A 20,572-nucleotide genomic window follows, 5' to 3' on the forward strand; every position below is an offset into this window, starting at 1 on the left:
AGATGACTGAACAAGTACAAGATGAAAACAAACTGATTGCCGAGCGTCGTGCCAAGCTAGATAGCATTCGCCCGAACTGCAGCGCTAATGCTCACCCTAATACTTTCCGTCGCACCCACAAAGCGGCTGAGTTGCAGGAAAAATACGGTCAAAACACTAAGGAAGAACTCGAAGCCTTAGGTTTTAGAACCAGCATCGCTGGTCGTATCATGGCAAAACGTGGCCCATTCCTGGTGATCCAAGACGTGTCTGGTCGTATCCAAGCTTATGCTGAAAAGGGCGTTCAAGCGGATCTGAAGGATAAATACCAAGGTCTGGATATCGGTGACATCATCGGCGTAACTGGTCAGTTGCACTTGTCAGGTAAAGGCGATCTGTACGTGAACATGGAAGAGTACCAACTGCTGACTAAAGCACTGCGTCCTCTGCCAGAAAAATTCCATGGCTTAACTGACCAAGAAACCCGTTACCGCCAACGTTATGTGGACTTAATCGTTAACGAAGAATCTCGTCAAGCCTTCGTAATGCGTTCAAAAGTGGTTGCAGCTATCCGTAACTTTATGATCAAAAAAGAGTTCATGGAAGTTGAAACCCCAATGATGCACGTGATCCCAGGCGGCGCTTCTGCCCGTCCATTTATCACTCACCACAATGCGCTGGACATGCCAATGTACCTGCGTATCGCGCCAGAGTTATACCTCAAGCGTTTAGTGGTCGGTGGTTTTGAGCGTGTGTTCGAAATCAACCGTAACTTCCGTAACGAAGGTCTATCGCCACGCCATAACCCAGAATTCACTATGATGGAATTCTATATGGCCTATGCAGACTACAAAGATCTGATGGACTTAACCGAAGAACTGTTAAGCTCTATCGCGATTGAACTGTTAGGCAGCGCGCAAATGCCATACGGCGAGCACACTGTTGATTTTGGTGGCCCATACGCGCGTCTGAGCATGTTAGAAGCGATTCAGAAGTACAATCCTGACAACGCGACTATCCAAGCCATGACCTACGAGCAAGTGAAAGATCTTGAATTTATGCGTGAATTGGCAACTAGCCTTGGCATAAAGATCGAGAAGTTCTGGACCTGTGGTCAGCTATTAGAAGAAATCTTCGGTGAAACCGCTGAATGGCAGTTAATGCAACCGACTTTCATCACTGGCTACCCAGCGGACATTTCGCCACTGGCACGTCGTAACGATGACAACCACTTCATCACCGACCGTTTTGAATTCTTCATCGGTGGCCGTGAAGTGGCTAACGGTTTTAGCGAATTAAACGATGCTGAAGACCAAGACAGCCGCTTTAAAGCGCAGGTTGATGCGAAAGACGCGGGTGACGATGAAGCCATGTTCTACGATGCAGACTACATCACTGCACTGGAACACGGTTTACCACCAACAGCGGGTCAAGGTATCGGTATCGACCGTTTAGTGATGCTATTCACTAACACTCACACTATCCGTGACGTGATCCTGTTCCCAGCGATGCGCCCACAGGCCTAAGCCTGATTGGGGTTGTTGATTAAACACCAACCCCAGCATTTTGCGAACAATAAAAAACCAGCCAATTGGCTGGTTTTTTTATTGGGTCATTATTTAATAGCCTGACTTATTGATAAGCGCCGCTGGCATAATGTAGCTCATAGCTATGGCTATAGATTTCGAGGATATTGCCAAAGGGATCTTCCATATAGATCATGCGGTACGGCTTTTCGCCTGGATAGTAATATCTTGGCTCCTTCATACGTTTTTTACCGCCAGCGGCGACAATTTTTTCGGCAAGTTCTTCAAGGTTGGGATCTTGCACGCAGAAATGGAATACGCCAGTTTTCCAATATTCAAAGTTGTTCTCAGGGTTTACTTGATTCGCGAATTGGAATAGCTCGACGCCAATTCGGTCGCCCGTCGATAAATGAGCAATTTTAAAAGAACCCCAATTAGGACCAAATACATCGGTGCACATCTCACCGATAGCCGAGTTGTCTTCAATAATTTCTGTTGGCTGCATGATCAGATACCAGCCAAGTACCTCAGTGTAAAACTTAACCGCTGCCTCGAGATCGGGGACTGAAATACCAATATGCGAAAAGGTGCGTGGGTAAGGTGTATTCATATTAACTCCTAGTGCGAATGTAATGTGCCCAAAAGCCGAATCATCACAGCTTCAGTAGCGATGGAGTCAGTTTATGGCGTTCTATTAACAATTAAAAATTATCAAATTTTCTTATTTTGATAATTTATGTTTATGCTTGGTGGATGGAATGATCGATAGAGAGTGCATATGCTGAATCAACAATGGCTGCAGACCTTCGTGACCTTGATTGAGGTCGGGCACTTTACCCTGACGGCTAAAAAGCTGTTTATGACTCAACCTGGCGTTAGCCAACATATTAAAAAGTTGGAAGAACAGGTGGGGGTGTCTCTGATTCAGCGACAGGGCAAGCGCTTTGAGTTGACAGAAGCGGGCAGCATTCTCTATCAACATGCCTGTGACTATCTACAAGCCGAAACAGAGCTGTTAGCGCGATTGCAAACCGACGATCGCTATATTGGTGAGTGCCGTTTTGGTTGCTCGGGGGCGATAGCAAGTTTGCTCTATCCGCACTTTCTAGAGAGACAAATTCAGTATCCCGGCTTGAATGTGATGTTAGAGGCGGCGCCCAACCAACGTATAGTGTCGGGCATTTTAAATAACCAGCTCGATGTGGGCATAGTCACTAAGCGCACAGATGAAGCTGAACTCAGTTATCAAGCCATAGGCTATGCGGAGTTAGCTTTAGTGCTGCCAAGTCAGTATCGAAGTATGCCATTAGATAGGGAACGCCTTGAACAAATAGGCTTTATTGATCATCCCGATGGACAATACTATTTGCAACAAGTCCTCAGGGCCAATTTCGGCGAAAGTGAAGCTACACTTACTGCCCGTGGGAGTAAGCGACACGCGAGTGGCATCGTCCAGCAGATCCCACGCAGAGGATATGTTAATCAGCTCAATCAAATCTTACTGCCAGTCGCTAAAGGCATTGGTTTTACTGTGCTTCCTTTGAGTACGGTCAACGCCTTTATACCTAGGGAGAGTCTATGGGCGGTAGAACTTGAGCAAAAAGTGGAGGAGTCACTGTTTTTAGTGCATAAAAACACTCGTCCTTTACCTTCTCGCTTTGAGGCATTTATTGACTTAGCGATTCGTCTGATTGCCAACGAATAGCGGCTAAAAATTCCCTGATGAATGTGATTGTTTGGCTTGTCATACTAAAAATGACATAGTTTTCAGTATTGATAATTGCAGTTAGAATTTTTATTGGTATTAAGTACTTAATTGATGAGTTTTTTAGCGTATTAACAATATAGAAATATTTTGCGAATTAAGGCTAAAAACTGCTGATATTGCTGATAAAAATCGAGTTGTGTTCTATTCCTTTATGCGCAGACCTCTTATACTTAGCTTCAACCCTGTGCCGTAGCACATTCGACTTATTTAACGACTCAGTGAAATCTACATGAAGATCCCTTCTCTGCTTGGTAGTTTTATCTTGGTATGCAGCAGTTTAACTGTTGCCGCGACAGCGCATTCTGCCGATTCGGCCTCTGTCACTACAAAAAGCACCGCCACAAAAGCAACCACTGGTAAAAAAACTACTGCAAAACAGCAGGAAGTGGCGGCCAATAGTGCAATGGTGGTGGATCTTAAAACTAATGAAATTCTCTATTCCAGTAATCCCGATGCCGTAAGGCCGATTGCCTCTGTGACTAAGCTGATGACCGCCATGGTGACCTTAGATGCTAAGTTACCCATGGATGAAAAGCTTGCTATCAATATCAACGACACTAAGGAAATGCGCGGTGTGTACTCTCGAGTGCGTATCGGCAGTGAAATCAGCCGTAAAGATATGTTATTGCTGACATTAATGTCATCTGAAAACCGTGCAGCGGCGAGTCTTGCCCACCATTATCCCGGTGGGCATAAGGCTTTTATTAAGGCGATGAACGCTAAGGCAAAAGCCCTAGGCATGAAGAATACTCGCTATGTGGAGCCAACAGGGCTGTCAGAGAAAAACGTTTCGAGTGCCCGCGATCTGGTGGTACTGCTCAAGGCCAGCCAAGGTTATCCCATGTTAGGTCAGTTAAGCTCGACCGAAAAGAAAACCGTTACCTTTGGTAAGCCTAAGTACAGCCTCGACTTTAGAAACACTAACAGATTGGTTTACAAAGATAATTGGAATATTCATCTCACCAAAACTGGCTTTACCAATGAGGCCGGCCATTGTTTAGTGATGCGTACTGAAATGGCTAAGCGCCAAGTGGCCTTTGTGGTGCTCGATGCCTATGGTAAATACACCCATATGGCGGATGCCAACCGTTTACGTAACTGGTTAGAAACCGGCAAAGTGACTCCGATCCCTGCCGAAGCTAAGCAGTATAAAAAGCAGCGCAGCCAGCAACAGTTTGCCAAAGTCAGCGAGACCTAAGCTCACTGCAACCAGAGGCAGGCATTAATTGCTTATCCATCGAATAAAAAGGCCAGAATCGTTCTGGCTTTTTTGTTGGTATTTGCCTAGTCCTTTGTTATAGATGAGCGACTAAAAACCAAGCAATCACCCCGCAAAGGGGGCGTTATGTGGCGATACGCCGTATCATTGGCGGGATTTCTCTCTCAAGGATGATATGCGTGTGGCGTTAGTCTTAAAAAAACTCCAGCTGATCTATGTGCCCTTTATACTGCTTTGCCTGTCATATGTCTCAGGTTACAGCTTGCTCCATTGGTTATTGCTTATTAAGTTCCAACTGCTAAGCATCGACGAATCGATTATTAATTTCTGGCTGCCGCTGATATTGCCTTGGACCTTGCTGTTTTTCTACTTAAGACCGCGGCTTAAGTTATTCCGCTTTACCAAGAGTAATAGCCGTTTTATCTATTTTGTGATTGCCGTGCTGTTACTGGCCGTGCCCACTATCGTGGCGCAGGAATACCTTAATAGCGCAACGGGCAAGTTGACTCAACTCGAGTCCATCAATGGGCTATTGCACCAACCTCAGACCAAGTATTACCAATTAAATCAGTTTTATATCGATAAAAAACACATAGGTGTGCAGCGTAATATTGAGCCGATAGGCAAGGGCAACAGTGAGCTGCGAATGAGCCTGTATATTGCGATGCCAATTTTCGCTAAACGCAATGAGAGTTGGCGGGTCGGTGCTAAGGCCTTGGCATGGTATGGCAAAGTCTATGAGAAAACGATCAGTAATAGACTGGAACCGCAGGAGAAAGAAGCTCTATTTCAAGAATTTATTCATCATAGTCAGCAAGCGTTTAATGCATTTAAGCCCGATGAATTTGTCTATCTTGACCGTATCGGTCCGTCAACCCGCTACACTCAACTACTCAGTGCTGCCCAAAAAAGCTCAGTCTACTTCGAGGGTTATCAAACCGTCTTGATGCCTGTGAATCAACCCTTCGAGGCGCGTAATGGTCATAAACTGGCGTGGATTATCGCTTGGTTAAGCTTTGGAGCCATTCTGTGGTTGTTGATGAGTCTGATGCTAAAGCTAGATGAGACAAAGCTTGCATCGAAGCCTTTGGCTACTCAGCTGAGTATGGCGAAACCAATGGCTGAGCTTTATGGCTTTTTGGCCGAATTTAAGCCTCGGCCGGGCTTTGTTATCACGCCTATCTTGCTCTATATCAATGCCTTGATATTTATGTTAATGGCCTTTGCCAGCCAGCATTTTATCGCTTTACCAAACAGTGTGTTACTCGATTGGGGCGCAAACCTTCGGCAGTTGGTGCTTGAGCAACAAGTTTGGCGTTTAATCAGCAATATGTTTTTGCATGGCGGCCTGATGCATTTGGTTTTTAACTTATATGGGCTGTTTTTTGCGGGGATGTTTTTGGAGCCTCTGCTGGGCAAATGGCGTTTACTTGGGGTTTATTTGTGCTGTGGCTTAGTGGCGAGCATGGCCAGCATTGGTTGGTATGAGGCGACGATCAGTATCGGAGCCTCGGGCGCCATCATGGGGCTATTTGGGGTGTTAATGATGTGGATATGGTTGGGCTTATTGCCCTTGGCGGACAATATGCCACTTGCCCTGAATCTCACTCTATTTGTTACTGTAAGTCTTGTAATGGGGCTTTTGGGTGGGGTGGATAATGCCGCGCACCTTGGCGGTTTGGGCTGTGGATTGTTGCTTGGGAGCTTGTTACGGCCAAATAAGGTGCAACCGCAGGCCAATAAAAAGCCGAGGTAAATCCTCGGCTAATGGGTTTTACTATTGAATGTAAAGGGTATTTAGGCGTGCTCAAACATCAGGAAAAGGTACACAATAAACAGCACTATATGCGTCGCCCCATGGAGTGCATTAGTTCGACCACTGCTAAAACTGACTTTGCAGACCATTAAACTGGTGGCTAAAAGCACCATATCCGCCGCAGAAAGGCCTAAGTGTACCTCTTGATTTATCACACTTCCGATAATCAATACTGCCGGCACTGTGAGTGCAATGGTGGCGAGCACTGAACCAAAATAGAGGTTCATCGCCCGCTGCAGTTGATTGTTGATCGCAGCCTTAAAACCACCCACGGCCTCTGGAGATAAGATTAAACAGGCGACAATAAAGCCGCCCAGTGCTGGCGGCGCACCGAGTGATGCCACGCTGTAATTGATTGGCATCGCAAGGGTTTTGGCGAGCAGAATCACCACCAGCAAATAACCAATCAACAGCACTGTGTGGTAGATATTGCTACGCAGTATGCCGTGATGCTCTTCGTGGTCCTCGTGGTCGGCATCTACAAAGAAGTGGCTATGGCTCTTAGTTTGGATCACCAAAAAGATACCATAGAGCAAAATTGAGATGATGATCAGCATCCAAGACATGGGCTTGGACATGCTGCCAATGGTGCCGCCCTCGGTAAAGTTAGGTAGCACTAAACAGAGTAGGGCGAGGGGAATAATCGCCACTAGATAGGATTTCACCCCATCCAAATTAAAGTGCTGGGTATGATAGCGCCAGCCGCCAAGTAGCAATGTGATACCGACTAAGCCATTGGTAATAATCATGACTACGGCAAACATAGTATCCCGAGCCATGACGGGGTTGGGTTCGCCCGTTAACATCACTGAAGAAATCATCACCACTTCGAGCGAAATCACCGACAGGGTTAAAATCAAGGTGCCGTAAGGGTCTCCGAGCTTGATGGCAAGCGCATCCGAGTGACGCACCACGGAGAAAATAGCCCAAGTCACTACGCCTAAGAGGGCGAGTGAAACGGGAATATAGGTTGAGAGTGCCGTGCCATCGGCGAGCAAACTATCACCGCCCGTCTTGAAGAATACTAATGTGAGTATTCCGAGCAGTAGGGCAAATTCGTCTTTGATAAATGTCTTCATAGGCAGTTGATCCAAAGCGGAAAAAGGCCGTTAGTATAGACATTGGTTATGGCACACTTTGCATGAATAATCCTTTAGATTTGGGGTTAGGCATAAAATTTTGAGCGAGATCGCTTTTTTATTCAAAACCCCAGTGTTCGGCTAATACCTTTGACTTAGCTGATGTTGCGCGCAGATTTAGGCAAGTCGCATACAGGCTTAGACCGTGCCTTAGCCATGGTGCTCAGTATTAATTAACTTGCCGAGCTGATCGTAATTATTCCAATCCCCCGCTTGGCGGTCAGCTATGTAGCTGCCTTCACTGCGTTTTTCGCCATTAGGCCAAAACTGTTGCCATAAACCTTCCCTGCGATCCTTAAGGTAAGAGCCTTGTTCGGCGAGTTTACCGTTGGCGTGATAATAGCTGGCATTGCCTTCCTTCTGGCCTTTTAACCAAGTTTCGCTCAGTTTGGGTTTGCCATTTTGATGGTATTCCCTGCGTTCGCCGTCGAGCTCGCCTTTTGTGTATTGTGCTTCGAGTTTTAGCTGGCCATTGCTGTAATATTCTTTGCTAGTGCCATGTTGCTGATTATCTAAAAATTCGCTGCTGGCGGCTAAAATGCCATCCTCATACCAACTTTCCCACAGACCCGTTTGCTGACCTTTATCCATAGTGCCGCTGAGTTTGAGCTGGCCATTGTTTGGATAATATTCGGCATAGGTGCCTGTTTTATCATTGTTATCATAGGTTTCTAAGCGATAAACCACTTGCTTAAAGCTGTAGTACTCGCTGGTGCCATTACGTTTATTGTCCTTCCAATGGGTTTTCTGGCTGATATTACCCTCGGGAATTGCGCCATAGGTTGGATCTTTGGCTTCATAGCGGTAATCAATCCAGAGACCCGTTTTTTGATTATCCTCGTATTGGCCGGTGACGCGGCGTCGACCTTGGTAATATTCGGCGTAATTGCCATTGAGTTTACCGTTAACAAAGGTCTGCTCTTTTTGTTTTTGCCCCTGCTGATATTGGATCCACAGCCCCTCTTTAACGCCGTTTTGGTAATCACCTTCCTCATTGAGATCGCCATTGTAATACCAGCGACTAAAGTGGCCATCGATGGGATAGCTATTACTGTTATCGGGTTTTGTGCGGGCGTAATGGGCGAGCTCTCTGGGTTTGCCATTGTCGTAAAAGGATTCGTATTTACCAACCCAAGCGCCTTCGATACGCTCGCCTCGCTCATTGAGTGTGCCATCTTCATAGTAGGATTCGGAGCGGCCAGTGAGTTTGCCATCCACATAAACATCTAAGCTGCGAAGCTGGCCATTGGTGTGGTAACGGCGAAATTCTCCGTCCCGTTGACCTAGCTTCCATACCTCTGCGGTTTGCAGTTTACCGCCGTTATAGCGCTCAAAGACTCCATCCTTTAAGCCCATGTTGTAGCTGCTTTTTTCGATAAGATTACCGTCCGCATCGTAGCGTTCGGAGGGGCCATGCAACGGGTATTGACCATTATCGGCTAATTGCGAGTCCTGATAGGTTCGCAGCTCTTTAAGTTGGCCGTTGGAATGGAAATACTTTTGCGTGCCAGCGAGCATATCCTGCTTGTAGTTCAAATCGCTGGTCAGTACACCTTCGAGGTTAAAATACTGCTGACGTCCCTCTAACACATCGTTGAGGTATTGCTCCTCCACTTGGAGTTTACCCAGTTCATTGAATTGCTGACATTTACCATGGCGCAGCCCCGCCTGATAGTGGCACAGGCTTGCCAGTTCGCCATTGGGATAAAAGGTGCGTTCTTCACCCTCGAGTTTATCGAGATTAAACTGGCTGGCACTGGCCTTAGTGCCATCGTCGAAAAAGGTTTCCCATAACCCTTGGCGGCGACCGTCGGCATCAAAACGCCCATTAACCACAATCTGGCCTTCGGAGTTTTGTTCAAGATAGGGGCCGGTGAGTTGGTTGTTGGCGTAGGTTTGGCTCTGGGATAGGGTGCCGTTTTCATAAAAGCTTTCCCATTTGCCATGGCGTAGGTTATCAAGATAGCTTTCTTGCGCCTGCAATTTACCGCTGGGGAAGAAGCGCTTAACTTGGGACTTTTGACCATTTTTATAGAGGGTGCTTTGGGTAACGTTGCCTGTGGCACTAAATTCCTTCCATTCGCCAACGGGGACACCCTTGGCAAATTGTTGCTCCTCGGTTAGGGTGCCATCTAAATCGAACAGTCGCCAGGTGCCATCTTGGTAACCCAGTTGATAGTTACCTTCGACGATTCTACTGTTATTACTATGAAATACCTGCCATTTCCCATTCGGTATTCCCTGCGAAAATTGCCCTAAGGTATAACCTTGGTTATCGCGGACAATGGCGATATCACCATTTAAGGGCATGCCCGTGGCGAGATTGTAATAGCTGGGTATGCCGTCCTGCTGACGGATTTCGACCATCATGGAGGAGAGGTTTTGCGCCGCCTGTGCATAGGCACAAACTAGACTGGTTCCGGCAATGCCGAGGCTAATAAAGCGAAATGGCGTGTTGTACATGCTGATCCTTTGCTCTGGGTCTTAGGGCCGCTTAATAGCGGCCAGTATAAGAATCCTAACGTTTACATAATGTTGATGCTGTGCACTTTGGTCGAGTGTACAGCACGTCAGTGTACGCGAATGGCGTTAAGCTAAACAGCTTACAGCCACAGGCTATTAATAAAAGGGAAAGACGTTATCTTCAACCGATAAGGCTGGCGGCGGAGTTTCCTGATTTAAAAACTGGCCATGATTGTAATGATTCATCACCCGTATCCAGCCATGTTCATCAAATTCGTATTGCTTACCGTGTAGCTTACCTTGGTCGTCATAGTTGGCAATTTCGAGCACATAATCTTCTGGTGAGCGCAGTTCCCAATGGCCGACTTGTTTGCCCTGCTCAAAACGGCCATGCCAAGAGCGTCTTTCAGGATTCGGCCTTGGGCGATATTGGAATTCGTTATCGGTAAATATCCAATCACCCTCACGCAGGTCATTACGGTATTCGCCTTTTTCATACACTTGGCCGTTACTGGCGTAACGCTGGACTAATCCATCGGGTTTGCCATGTTTAAAGTGCATGGACTCAAGCAACTGACCAGAGTTGGTCTTGTTGAGGTATTCACCGTGGAGCTCACCATTATCATCGTGGCTATAGGTGAGGGTGGCGTCGTCCTGAAATTTCTTCCAAGTGCCTGCTTGTTTATCTTTGGCATATTGACCTTGCTCTACCAGCTGACTTTTGCCTGTGGCTGGCTCAATTTTCACCGTCTCATAGGCGCCTTCACGCTTACCCGCCTGATAATATTCGCGGGAGAGGGTGATGACATCGTTGTAGTCGAAGGATTTGATCTGTAAGCCATTCAATTGCTTATTGAGTCGTTCTTGGCGCTCGATTAACAAACCTTTTTTAAAGGTTTCGGAAAGCGACCAGTTTTTGAGTTTGTCCTCTTCTTGAGTCTCAATCAGTTGGCCATCACGATAGCGCTGCTGTTTGCGATAAACCCAGCGATTCCCTTGGTATTTGCTGTCGGTGGTGCGTTTAATCTCACCCTTGTCATCGTATTCGATAGCCTGGATGACATCGCCCTTATCGTTGGTGACTTCCTTTAATTTTATCTGGCCATTTTCAAAATAAGTAAGCTGCTCACCAACCTTATAATTCTGTTGATATTGAAAGTGTTGCTTTACCTTACCATTGTCAAAATAGGCAAAATAGTCGCCGTGTTTTTTATCCTTAAACCACTCTTGGGTGGAGATGACTTGCCCATTCAGTCCCCAAGTGGTCTCTGTGCCTTGCAGTAGGCCATCAACCTTATGCTCCTCTCGATTGAGCTTGCCTAGGTTAAAATATTGGCTCACACAGGTAGGGTCATGGCAGATTTTGGCGGTGACTTCACCTTCTGGTCCAAAATGTTCGCTGATGCCGACTTCTTGGCCATCTTTAAAGGTGGTTTTGTAGCGGATATTGCCGCCATTCCAATAACCCGTTTCTAGGCCTTGTTTCACACCATTTTCATAGTGTGACTCAGTATATAATTGGCCAGTGGCTATGTACTTTTTGATTACGCCATCGAGCTGGCCCTGCCCGTTACGAAAGCCCTGTTCGTAGGGTTTTCCATCGTCGAAGTTACATTGATAAGGCCCGCGAAATTGCTCGCTGGTAAGTGCCTTACCGATATTTTTATCGGCGATGGCCGTTGAGCAGAAAAGCCTATTCTTTTCTTTGTAGTAAACCTCGACCTTGTAGTAGCCATCAGTCAGATCAACGGGTTGCTCAAAATAGTACAGAGCCTGTTTTTCATCCTTGATGACATTCCAGTGGGCATCGAGTAATACCTTTTCCGCATTGGCATGGGTACTGATAAGTACGAGTGCTCCTAGGAGCAGTTTTACAGTAAATGGACGCATAACCGCTCCTTAAGGCAAAGGTTTAAAGGTGAATTCATAGGGAATATCGACAGCATCTTGGGAGATCGTCATATAACTCACCTTAGCCGCGGCGCCTATAACACTTAAATAGCGGCCGTCGACCAGCACCTCGTTAATTCGCTGCTCAGTGTTTTCGGGGAGTCGAATGGTTAATGGCTTACCTTGGGCATCTTCGACCTTAAAGTAATTGTTAAGATCGCTACTCGGCTCATTGCCATATCCGGTTTGCGTAAGCCAAGACTGTAAATCGATTAACCAAGGGCGGTGAGTGGCGGGCAGCACCAGCGGTTGCCAATGGATATCACCTTGGCAGCGGATCTTGCCCTTGATCTGCTTATCGTAGAAAAACTGCCGTACATGATCCGGAGTCATCAAAATATAGGCGGCACCGTTTGGGCCATTGGGAGCAAACTGCCAAGTGACGGGATTTTTACCCTCATTAAATCCTTGTTCTATTTCAGGTTTACAGGCGGTTGCCAAAGCAGCTGACATGGGAATATACAGATTATTCCCATTATCAGTCACAGGTTTTATCCCTTGGATGGTATTGACCTCATTTTTCGCGCTATCGAGAGCCGGATTGCTGAAGCTGCCTAGGCTAGCGTTACCAAATTCGGTGGGAGGATTCGCCAGATTTTTGTTGTACTCGGTAAATTGTACAAAGCGAATCGTCTTGGTTTGAGTCAACTCCGGCTGGGGTTGTTGCTCGATTAACACCACAGTTTTGGGGATCTCATCGAGCTTAAGTAAAAGCGAGTTGTTGGTGAGGTGATGGCTGTCATCGGCCCCAATCAATTGTTCTAGCAGCTCCTTTTCCGTCGCCGTTAGCCAAGAGGGATAATTACCTTCACGACGGCCCTCAGCTATCATGCCTTTAAACTGTTGAAAAGGCATATTAATAGTTTGAACCTCACTCTGCCTTGAGATGACTTTAAACAGCTTTTCCTCGGCATCGAGCACTTGGATTGTTAGGCTGGCATCGCCAAAGGTGTAGGGTTTTGCTACCAGTTCATCCCACGACTTTTCGACGATATTATTCGTTTGTGGGATAAGCGTCAGCTTGGCATTAATATGGTCTATCTGCTTGAGTTTATTCGCGGTGTTATCCCAACCTGTAGCAATAATATCGGTTGAAGACTCAATTGAGGGATTGTAATTCCTCGCCCAACCTTTGCCATGCTGCCAGAAGTGAATGTCAATCGCTTTGCCGTTAGCATCATAGGCGCTTAAGTCTTCATAACGCACATCGGCGGCCACATATTGTGGACTCAAATTGTGCACAAAGTGCAATTGCAAATCTTCAGGGGTATCAGTGCCCCAAGGGCCAACATTATCTAAAATACCTTGTTGCTCAGGTAATAAGGATTTAATAAATGCCTCGTCATTAGGGCGATATTGCTGCGGTACCTCGCTAATGCGGTACAACTCCTTTTGCCTATCATCCCTATCGCGCTCAGCATCAAATCTATCATCGGCATGCCAAAGCGTGCTCATGATATAGGGTCTATCCTTAGGCGCCATCACGGTACGGTGGGTGAAGGTACTCCCTTGACGCTCTTCCCGTTGAAAAAACGCCATGCTCTCTAACCAACCGGTTTTGCGGTTCACTTCGAACTTGCCGAAGGCCTTATACTTGCCTTTTTCACCTTGTAATACGGCGACCAACTTATCTTCGCTGACCTGCTCAACCGTCCAAGTTAAGCGCGCATCCATGGGCGCGCTAGTGCTAAATCCCACGCGAGGCTCAAGCGAGATAGGCAAGGTTGGGGCTTGTTTAAACAAGTTATTAAGATTCTGCCAGCGCTCAAATAACTCCTTGATTTCCTTTTGATCAATCTTGGCAATGGGGGTTAATTGGCGGACTTCACCATTGTTAAATTCCACCTTAAAGCCATCTTTAACCAACTGAACAATTTCATTGGATTTGGCTCTAGGGTCGATATTACTCACCGGAATTGGCATACCATAATCGCTAATTTGTAGCAGATTAGGTTGGATAAAAAAGCGGGCGTTATGGGTTAATGGCGTGGTTAAGCTGGCCGCCTTACCCTCTGCATCCTGCAATTGGTAATCCAGCAGCATTCTTGCCTGTAACACTTTACGGGTTTCGAAACCATCGTTAAGGCTTATGGTGGAAATAATCTGATACTCGCGCTCAGAGGGGATGCCCGCCGACGAGGAAGAAACGCTATTATCGCAAGCGGTTAACAGCGTGAGCGTGGCAGTAATGCAAATTATCCTACATATCCCTATAGCCATCTGAACTCCATTAGTAACTTATGTTATTGAAATGTAAAAGTATTAATCTGTGGTTTGGCGACATTATACACAAAAACGCCCCTAGGAAATAAAAAGCACACGCCAATATGGGAGCAAGATCAGTCATAAGTTTGGCTGATGAACTTCAGCCTAAGCTGAGAAAGCCGATTGCTCTAATCAGGCTTCATCCTTTACTCTTGTGAGCACAGCTAGATAACTCACAAGCTAGGGAAGATAAACCTGTGGTAGCTTGTTCAATGGAGAAAGAACGATGAGCCCACAACCTAAGTCCGACAATAACGCCCATACTTCTCAGCCTATCCCGCAGGAAGCTTTTGATTGGTATGATGAATATGCCCACGGCATCATCGACCGCCGCGAGTTTATGGCTCGCCTCGCAGGTCTTGTGGCACTGGGGTTTACCATGACAACGCTCACTGGCGCACTCATGCCCAACTACGCCTTAGCAGAACAAGTCTCCTTTAACGATCCCAGCATTCAAGCCAGTTATGTGAAGTTTCCCTCCCCCGAGGGCTATGGCGAAGGTCGCGGTTATTTAGTGATGCCAGCTTCTATGCTGATCCCCGGCAAAGAGGCGGGCGATCCTAAGACCTTGGACCCCACTAAAAAAGCCCCCGTGGTGTTAGTGGTACACGAAAACCGTGGCCTGAATCCTTATATCGAAGATGTCGCCCGCCGCTTAGCGGCCAAGGGGTATATCGCCTTTGCCCCCGATGCGCTTTACAGCCTCGGCGGTTATCCCGGCAATGATGATGCAGGCCGCGCCATGCAGGCCAGCCTCGACAGATCCAAAATCGAGCTGGATTTTATCGCCGCCGCCCGCTTTTTAAAGGCGCATCCCCAGAGTAATGGCAAACTCGGCGCCGTCGGTTTCTGCTTTGGCGGCTATATAGTCAATATGCTCGCCGCCAGCATTCCCGATGAGTTAGCTGCTGGTGTACCTTTTTATGGCACGCCAGCGGCTACAGAGCTACGCAGCCGAGTCAAAGGCCCGCTAATGTTGCAATTTGCCGCGTTAGATCAACGGATTAACGACACCTGGGCCGAGTACGAAACCCAATTAAAGGCTAACAAGGCCGAGTATATTGCCTACCTTTATCCCAATGTGAATCATGGTTTTCATAATGATTCCACCGCCCGTTATGATGAGCCAACCGCCGAGCTCGCATGGGCAAGAACCTTAGATTTTTTTGGGAAGCATCTACAAGGTTAGGGGTTGCCGAACGGCAAAAGGGAATTTTGTGATACGGGGACACATTTGTTGCGGCCTCTCGGCCGAGATAAATCAAAGTCGTGGGGCTTCACCCCACAGCCGATAATAGTGCTAGTTCGCGTGGTTGCTAATTAGCAATAGATTACTGCAAAGCAACAGTGCGCCCTATTGCCTGCGTAGGCTTTGCATTCTCTTGTATTAGCCACCCCAGTGACACGCCATGGTATTTGATTGAGCAAATAGACTCACGGCAGCATCTACTAAAACCTCCATGTTTTATAAGGTCACTGGTGCAACAGTGCCACTGCTGGCGTTCCTATTGACGATCGAATGTTAGTTTGATGATTGCCTATTCGAATTGAATTAAACATTTAATTTACATTTAGTTAGTTGACCGTGGTCAATAAACCGCAAAATCAGAGTGTTATATTTATTCTAACCATCGTGGGAGGATATCTTCGAGCATATACAAAGGTGATATATGAGCCTGCATCTGAAATTATCATGGTTGCTTTTGGCATTATTAATGATGCCATCGGCTTTATTTATGACGGGTAACGCCACTGCGAAAGAGGCGTCCAATGCCCAACAACTAGAGGTGCCGTGCAAATGTCTTTGGGATAAAAATCGCAAATTCAATCCTGATAAAATTAACTATAAAGGCAATATTTGGCGATGCAGTGTGTATTTAGACAACGGAGCTTGCAATAAAGTGGAGCTTATTGGCCCCGCGGATACCACTAATCCACTTAATCCGAGCCATGTCTATAGCCTAATGACCGCCGTGCGAAAAGGGGAAACACGCATGGCTGATTTGTCAAATGCCGAGCGCAAAGCAGTGCTGGAAGCACATCTATCTGCGAGTAACTATCCCCATCAAACAGCGAATATGTCTTGCAATGAGGTAAAGTCGCGAGCTGCAAGTGCTAAGGCAAAGTTACTCGAGATGGTGACGGGATTGAAGACCTGTCTTCAAGGGGAATTGAGACAAGATTGCGGCAATTTTTATCAGGACCAAAGACCACTGTGGGAGGCCTATACTGCTGAGCGTACAGAGCAGTTTTTCCATTGCGAGTAGTGCGTAAGTTTCAACCCACAACCCTATGATGTTGCTGGTTCGCTTTGTGTCGCGAACTGGCAATTGTGTCGCTGCAAAGTAACTTTGTAACTCATTGCCTGCCGCAGGCTTTTGCATTCTCTTATATTAGTCCCCCCTGTGATACGCCGTGCAAATATCCACTTTTAGAAGGTCATAGGTGCAGCAGTGCCACTTCAGGCATGCCCATTGAGTTTGCCGTTGTGGGCTTGACATAAAAGCTATTATCCAAATTAGTCATCACTTAACTATCTAATTTGTAATGTGAAAGTGGTAGACAGATGTTAAACAGAACGTTATCTTAGGTTTTTAACAAGGATGAAACTTAATCGTGACCACGGCTAAGTTCACTTGCATCAGGAAGATGTGTCTTTATCTCGCAAGAAACACCTCCTGAACAATATGCGATAAGTCTCTAGGTGCTAGGTGCTAGGTGCTAGATTCTAGATTCTAGATTCTATAAAAGCATTACAGCAGTGCAATCCCTTGGCTAACGGGTGTTGGCCAAGTGCGGTAGCCATGGCAGAGCTTTTGTTTTTGCGGCCTGTTGGCCGAGGTGAATCAAGGTCGTGGGGCTTCACCCCACACCCGACCAAGGAGGACTGCTCGTCCTATCCTCCTTGGATGCTCCAAGACGCCCCTAGCGAAGTTACATGCATTGAATACTGGCTTCGTGCTTATTCGAAAATCGCTAACGCTTCCGATGGTACATCCTGTACCCCGAAAGCTAACTCGGCATCCATGCCTCGCTCACGCGATTCCTTCAACGCCCTTCAGCAACTTCGCAGGGGAGGTGAACTTCTTTGGCAGTGGAGTTTTGGGTCAATGATGGAGATATTAAATCATATCTGTCCAATTATTTCGTGCGTATAAAGATACGTTGAAATTGTATAAGTTGAAAACCCTATTGGGTAATGCTTTATTGCCAGAACATATCCTCAACTATTCAGTAAGTTAGAGTATGTTTAAATTTCTCTAGAAACCATATATCAAGGAATAACTTCTTTTTTTATAGATAGTTATCTAGTATAGTCGTTAGAAATCTCATTTGCTATTACTGAAAAATGCCAGAATCAACAAATACGAATTACAGTGTTAGTAGGATGATATTCTTGGTGAGTACTGTTATAGGGTTAGTGTTTTGTATATTAATAATAACTCTACTTGTTTTCTTACCACTTCCTTCATTCTTATCTTACTTTGGTTATGAAAACTCAGTGACATTGGTAAATGCTGATAATATCAATGACCCTTATATCTCTTATATTATTGGAGATCTAGTTAAGAGTGGAACATTAATCAGTCTAAAAGATGTATGGTCATTTCAAACTGGTTTTTATCAAACTATAATTACAATTCTAGTTGCTATAAATGGTTTAATAGCAGCAATATCAGTTATTTATATAAAAAGTACTTCAGAAGAAAAAGCGGAAGAAATAACCAAGAAATACATGAGCGGCGACTTATTTAATCACTCACTAAATCAAAAAGTCGAGGCTCAAGCAGCTTTGCAACTTCGTGTAGTGCAAAGTGACTACAGTGCTACGGCAGAAACATTTGAAAAATCGGCTCAAATGGTTGATGGTGCTCTTGAACGGTTAGCTTTTTTGGAGGCTGAAAATCAAACTTTACGACAGCAATTGAAGGTGATAGCGGAACGTGTAGCTAAATTAGATGCAACTGAAGCCGAAGGCAAAGATTATCGACTTGTAAAAAAAGGGATGAGAGATGGCGTTCGTAAGAAAATCGGATAGAAAAGTTCAAATGGCTACAGAATTTGAAGAATTATCAACTCCTGAACATTTGATAGCACTTGCCAAAAATAAAGGTTTAGAAACAAATCCTGTTAATGTATCTGAACTTGCTAGATACCTTGGAATTGCTGTGAGGTACGAACCGATGCAAGATGAAGAATCAGGCTCGCTTAAAAAAGAGAAAAAAACTGGTAATTGGATTATGACTGTTAATTCATTGCACCATCCTCATAGACAGCGTTTTACAATTGCTCATGAAATTGCCCATCGAATTCGACATGCTGCAAATAGTGACTCTTTTGAAGACACGACATTCTTCAGAAATGGTGACTCTAATTGGATGGAAGCTGAGGCTAATAATTTTGCTGCTTCACTCTTGATGCCTAGAGAAGCATTTGAGGCATTTATAGAAAATGTTTCATCAAAAGTAGAGGATGTCGCAATGCACTTCCAAGTATCCTCTAATGCTGTGCGAATTAGAGCTAAAGTCTTGGGTTATGATGGACATAATCTATGAATGAATTTATATATTTCCCTATAATTAAAACTAGGGATGGCGAGCTTCGCTGTTTTGAGCATATAAGTGAAGATGATTTTTCAAAGATTTTGCCTATTTACGAGTTGACTAAATCAAGAAAAACAAAAATGGCGCCAGATGGTGATATATATCGCAGAATGAAACAGATTGCTGAGATCCAAAAAGATAGACCATTTATTCTTGACCTAAGTACTGATGAAATGTATAGCAATCCACAAATTGAGCAGCTTTTATCAGAGCAAAGTGGTTTTAAAGAGTGGCAATATTTTTTATTTGATCTCTTTAGTGATTTAAATATTATTCCGATGGTTCACTTGTATGAGGATGATAATGGTGAGTTTGCTGATGTTGAGGAGTTTGTTACAATTGCTTCAACAAAATCTGAATTTCTCGCGGTTAGATTACCTTATGATTTAAGCTGTAGTGAAGTTGAGCACTATTTGGATCCTATCATTTCAAATTTAAGAGATGGTTGTAAGCTTTATGTTATTTTGGATGCCGAATTTGTTAGGGAAAAACCAATTGATGATGTTGTTGATGCTTTTCTTGAAGCGTGCGAAGGTACTAAATCTTTTGAGGCTGAAATTGAAGGTGTAGTTATGCTCTGCTCTAGCTTTCCATCAAGCGCAGCTCAAGCCGGGGGAGATGATGTTTCTGGTAGCTTTCCTATTTATGAAGAGGATATATATCAAGGTGTTAGTGTAGAGTTTCCTATCAGATATGGTGATTATGTATCTATCAATACCGAACAAATTGAAATGAAAGGTGGTACATTTGTTCCAAGAATCGACATAGCATCACTTGATGGCAAGTCATTTACGTACAAAAGATATCGTAGAAACAATGGGGGCTATGTAAAAGCTGCGCAGCATACTATTGCAGATTCTGAATCGTATCAACCGCTTGGTGTTTGGGCTGATGAAGAAATTAAAGCTGCAGCAGCAAATAGTCCTTCAGGTATTAGTCCTGCATATTGGATCTCTGTACGTATGAACTATTACATTAAAAGTAGAATCTTATTAAGAGAGTCAGTTGATTCTTTTCTTTAATAAAGAGGGTGCTTTTTTTGTAATAGTATATATATCATCTGAAGTTAGATGAAGAGTGGTTTCTTGTTTCATTAGTCTTGATGCCACTCCATATTTTTCTTTAAAATCATTTCTGGATATTGTTCTTATTAAGTCTAGTGAATTATTTTTGGATATATACTCACAAAGTTCATGCTTAGATCTTAAGTACTTTCCTTTTGTTAAAGAGTTTAATTTTTGAACGCTGAGAACACTTGTTAACATCATCTTGTCATGCCTTTTGAAATGCTTTGAATGACGGATATGCTTAATGCCATCAATGTCAGCAATCAAAATTCCTATTTCTCTAGGAGTAACTTCCCTAACACTAGCTAAATTACTTGGTTCACATACTACGAAACAAAAATCAAAAAACTTTTTATAACTCTCAATTTGATAACTGAGTCGAGATACTTTATCTCTTGCCCCCTTTATTTCAAAAGCGGTTAAATAGTCTGAATTTAATAAAGCTAAATCTGCTCGCCTCTCACCAAACTGAAAGGGAAACTCTGAGCTAACCACGAATGTGTCATACTTTTCGAGGAAATATCTCACTAATAAAATTTTTATTTCGAGCTCTGTCATTGTAATATTTTACCTGTACATTCGGACAGTATTGTGGCCTATCAATAGCTATTCAACAAGTAAATTTGTCCTTATATTATAAATTTATCGTAAATTTGGAAATGATAATCATAGAATGCCTTGCTAGTCGTTGTTTAAACAGAAAATTAGGTTCGTAAAGGAGCTCTAAGTGAGGATTTTGCATCACTGCACTGTACCGTTGAAAACAGTTTGTATCA

At 44.7% G+C, this 20,572-nt stretch carries 15 protein-coding genes; 9 read left to right on the top strand and 6 right to left on the bottom strand.

Annotated elements, in window-relative coordinates; genetic code table 11:
- Positions 1-2 precede the first annotated feature (2 nt).
- On the top strand, positions 3-1,505 hold the full coding sequence (lysS, locus tag SHD_RS16010) for a lysine--tRNA ligase (RefSeq protein ID WP_023268075.1): 1,503 nt from the start codon (positions 3-5) through the stop codon (positions 1,503-1,505).
- A 106-nt stretch (positions 1,506-1,611) separates the two neighbouring features.
- On the opposite strand, the gene SHD_RS16015 is transcribed toward lysS, so the two are convergent.
- Complete coding sequence (locus SHD_RS16015; RefSeq protein ID WP_023268076.1) at positions 1,612-2,115, bottom strand: lactoylglutathione lyase family protein; 504 nt, start codon at positions 2,113-2,115, stop codon at positions 1,612-1,614.
- Positions 2,116-2,283: 168 nt separating this feature from the next.
- Here SHD_RS16015 and SHD_RS16020 point away from each other — a divergent pair, with 168 nt between their 5' ends.
- The 3 genes from SHD_RS16020 (at position 2,284) to SHD_RS16030 (ending at position 6,248) form a co-directional block, all read left to right on the top strand.
- Positions 2,284-3,210 (top strand): LysR family transcriptional regulator, encoded by a 927-nt coding sequence (locus SHD_RS16020; protein ID WP_023268077.1) that lies wholly within the window; start codon positions 2,284-2,286, stop codon positions 3,208-3,210.
- 292 nt (positions 3,211-3,502) lie between these two features.
- The gene (pbpG, locus tag SHD_RS16025; RefSeq protein ID WP_023268078.1) at positions 3,503-4,471 is read left to right on the top strand and encodes a D-alanyl-D-alanine endopeptidase; all 969 of its coding nucleotides are present in this window, start codon (positions 3,503-3,505) and stop codon (positions 4,469-4,471) included.
- 196 nt (positions 4,472-4,667) lie between these two features.
- A complete protein-coding gene (locus SHD_RS16030; RefSeq protein ID WP_023268079.1) occupies positions 4,668-6,248 on the top strand; it encodes a rhomboid family intramembrane serine protease in 1,581 nt (526 codons plus the stop codon).
- A 41-nt stretch (positions 6,249-6,289) separates the two neighbouring features.
- On the opposite strand, the gene SHD_RS16035 is transcribed toward SHD_RS16030, so the two are convergent.
- The 4 genes from SHD_RS16035 to SHD_RS16050 all read right to left on the bottom strand — a co-directional run bounded on the left by SHD_RS16035 (position 6,290) and on the right by SHD_RS16050 (position 14,080).
- Positions 6,290-7,387, bottom strand: a complete 1,098-nt coding sequence (locus tag SHD_RS16035) for a calcium:cation antiporter (protein ID WP_023268080.1) — start codon at positions 7,385-7,387, stop codon at positions 6,290-6,292.
- A gap of 210 nt (positions 7,388-7,597) precedes the next feature.
- Positions 7,598-9,910, bottom strand: a complete 2,313-nt coding sequence (locus tag SHD_RS16040) for a toxin-antitoxin system YwqK family antitoxin (protein ID WP_023268081.1) — start codon at positions 9,908-9,910, stop codon at positions 7,598-7,600.
- Between the two features lie 156 nt (positions 9,911-10,066).
- Positions 10,067-11,800: a toxin-antitoxin system YwqK family antitoxin gene (locus tag SHD_RS16045; protein ID WP_023268082.1), complete on the bottom strand. Its 1,734-nt coding sequence runs from the start codon at positions 11,798-11,800 to the stop codon at positions 10,067-10,069.
- Positions 11,801-11,809: 9 nt separating this feature from the next.
- Positions 11,810-14,080 carry a hypothetical protein gene (locus tag SHD_RS16050; protein WP_023268083.1) on the bottom strand — a complete coding sequence of 757 codons (2,271 nt, stop codon included), beginning with the start codon at positions 14,078-14,080 and terminating at the stop codon, positions 11,810-11,812.
- 271 nt (positions 14,081-14,351) lie between these two features.
- Here SHD_RS16050 and SHD_RS16055 point away from each other — a divergent pair, with 271 nt between their 5' ends.
- The 5 genes from SHD_RS16055 to SHD_RS16075 all read left to right on the top strand — a co-directional run bounded on the left by SHD_RS16055 (position 14,352) and on the right by SHD_RS16075 (position 19,751).
- Positions 14,352-15,314, top strand: coding sequence for a dienelactone hydrolase family protein (locus SHD_RS16055; protein ID WP_023268084.1), 963 nt, complete (start codon positions 14,352-14,354; stop codon positions 15,312-15,314).
- A gap of 481 nt (positions 15,315-15,795) precedes the next feature.
- Complete coding sequence (locus SHD_RS16060) at positions 15,796-16,392, top strand: hypothetical protein (RefSeq protein WP_023268085.1); 597 nt, start codon at positions 15,796-15,798, stop codon at positions 16,390-16,392.
- A gap of 1,133 nt (positions 16,393-17,525) precedes the next feature.
- Complete coding sequence (locus SHD_RS16065) at positions 17,526-18,164, top strand: hypothetical protein (RefSeq protein ID WP_200862648.1); 639 nt, start codon at positions 17,526-17,528, stop codon at positions 18,162-18,164.
- Between the two features lie 10 nt (positions 18,165-18,174).
- A complete protein-coding gene (locus SHD_RS16070; protein ID WP_023268087.1) occupies positions 18,175-18,681 on the top strand; it encodes an ImmA/IrrE family metallo-endopeptidase in 507 nt (168 codons plus the stop codon).
- A complete protein-coding gene (locus SHD_RS16075; RefSeq protein ID WP_023268088.1) occupies positions 18,678-19,751 on the top strand; it encodes a beta family protein in 1,074 nt (357 codons plus the stop codon). The genes SHD_RS16070 and SHD_RS16075 overlap by 4 nt, the downstream gene beginning before the upstream one ends.
- Here the strand turns inward: SHD_RS16075 and SHD_RS16080 are convergent.
- Positions 19,731-20,354 (bottom strand): sce7726 family protein, encoded by a 624-nt coding sequence (locus tag SHD_RS16080; RefSeq protein ID WP_023268089.1) that lies wholly within the window; start codon positions 20,352-20,354, stop codon positions 19,731-19,733. The genes SHD_RS16075 and SHD_RS16080 overlap by 21 nt on opposite strands.
- Positions 20,355-20,572: the final 218 nt, after the last annotated feature.

It is taken from the genome of Shewanella decolorationis S12 (assembly GCF_000485795.1).
GTDB classification, from domain to species: Bacteria; Pseudomonadota; Gammaproteobacteria; order Enterobacterales; family Shewanellaceae; genus Shewanella; species Shewanella decolorationis.

Coding starts and splice junctions, on each gene's coding strand:
- SHD_RS16080 (WP_023268089.1), bottom strand. CDS start 20,354: ATGACAGAGCTCGAAATAAAAATTTTATTAGTGAGATATTTCCTCGAA.
- lysS (WP_023268075.1), top strand. CDS start 3: ATGACTGAACAAGTACAAGATGAAAACAAACTGATTGCCGAGCGTCGT.
- SHD_RS16020 (WP_023268077.1), top strand. CDS start 2,284: ATGCTGAATCAACAATGGCTGCAGACCTTCGTGACCTTGATTGAGGTC.
- pbpG (WP_023268078.1), top strand. CDS start 3,503: ATGAAGATCCCTTCTCTGCTTGGTAGTTTTATCTTGGTATGCAGCAGT.
- SHD_RS16055 (WP_023268084.1), top strand. CDS start 14,352: ATGAGCCCACAACCTAAGTCCGACAATAACGCCCATACTTCTCAGCCT.
- SHD_RS16035 (WP_023268080.1), bottom strand. CDS start 7,387: ATGAAGACATTTATCAAAGACGAATTTGCCCTACTGCTCGGAATACTC.
- SHD_RS16050 (WP_023268083.1), bottom strand. CDS start 14,080: ATGGCTATAGGGATATGTAGGATAATTTGCATTACTGCCACGCTCACG.
- SHD_RS16045 (WP_023268082.1), bottom strand. CDS start 11,800: ATGCGTCCATTTACTGTAAAACTGCTCCTAGGAGCACTCGTACTTATC.
- SHD_RS16075 (WP_023268088.1), top strand. CDS start 18,678: ATGAATGAATTTATATATTTCCCTATAATTAAAACTAGGGATGGCGAG.
- SHD_RS16040 (WP_023268081.1), bottom strand. CDS start 9,910: ATGTACAACACGCCATTTCGCTTTATTAGCCTCGGCATTGCCGGAACC.
- SHD_RS16060 (WP_023268085.1), top strand. CDS start 15,796: ATGAGCCTGCATCTGAAATTATCATGGTTGCTTTTGGCATTATTAATG.
- SHD_RS16015 (WP_023268076.1), bottom strand. CDS start 2,115: ATGAATACACCTTACCCACGCACCTTTTCGCATATTGGTATTTCAGTC.
- SHD_RS16070 (WP_023268087.1), top strand. CDS start 18,175: ATGGCTACAGAATTTGAAGAATTATCAACTCCTGAACATTTGATAGCA.
- SHD_RS16030 (WP_023268079.1), top strand. CDS start 4,668: ATGCGTGTGGCGTTAGTCTTAAAAAAACTCCAGCTGATCTATGTGCCC.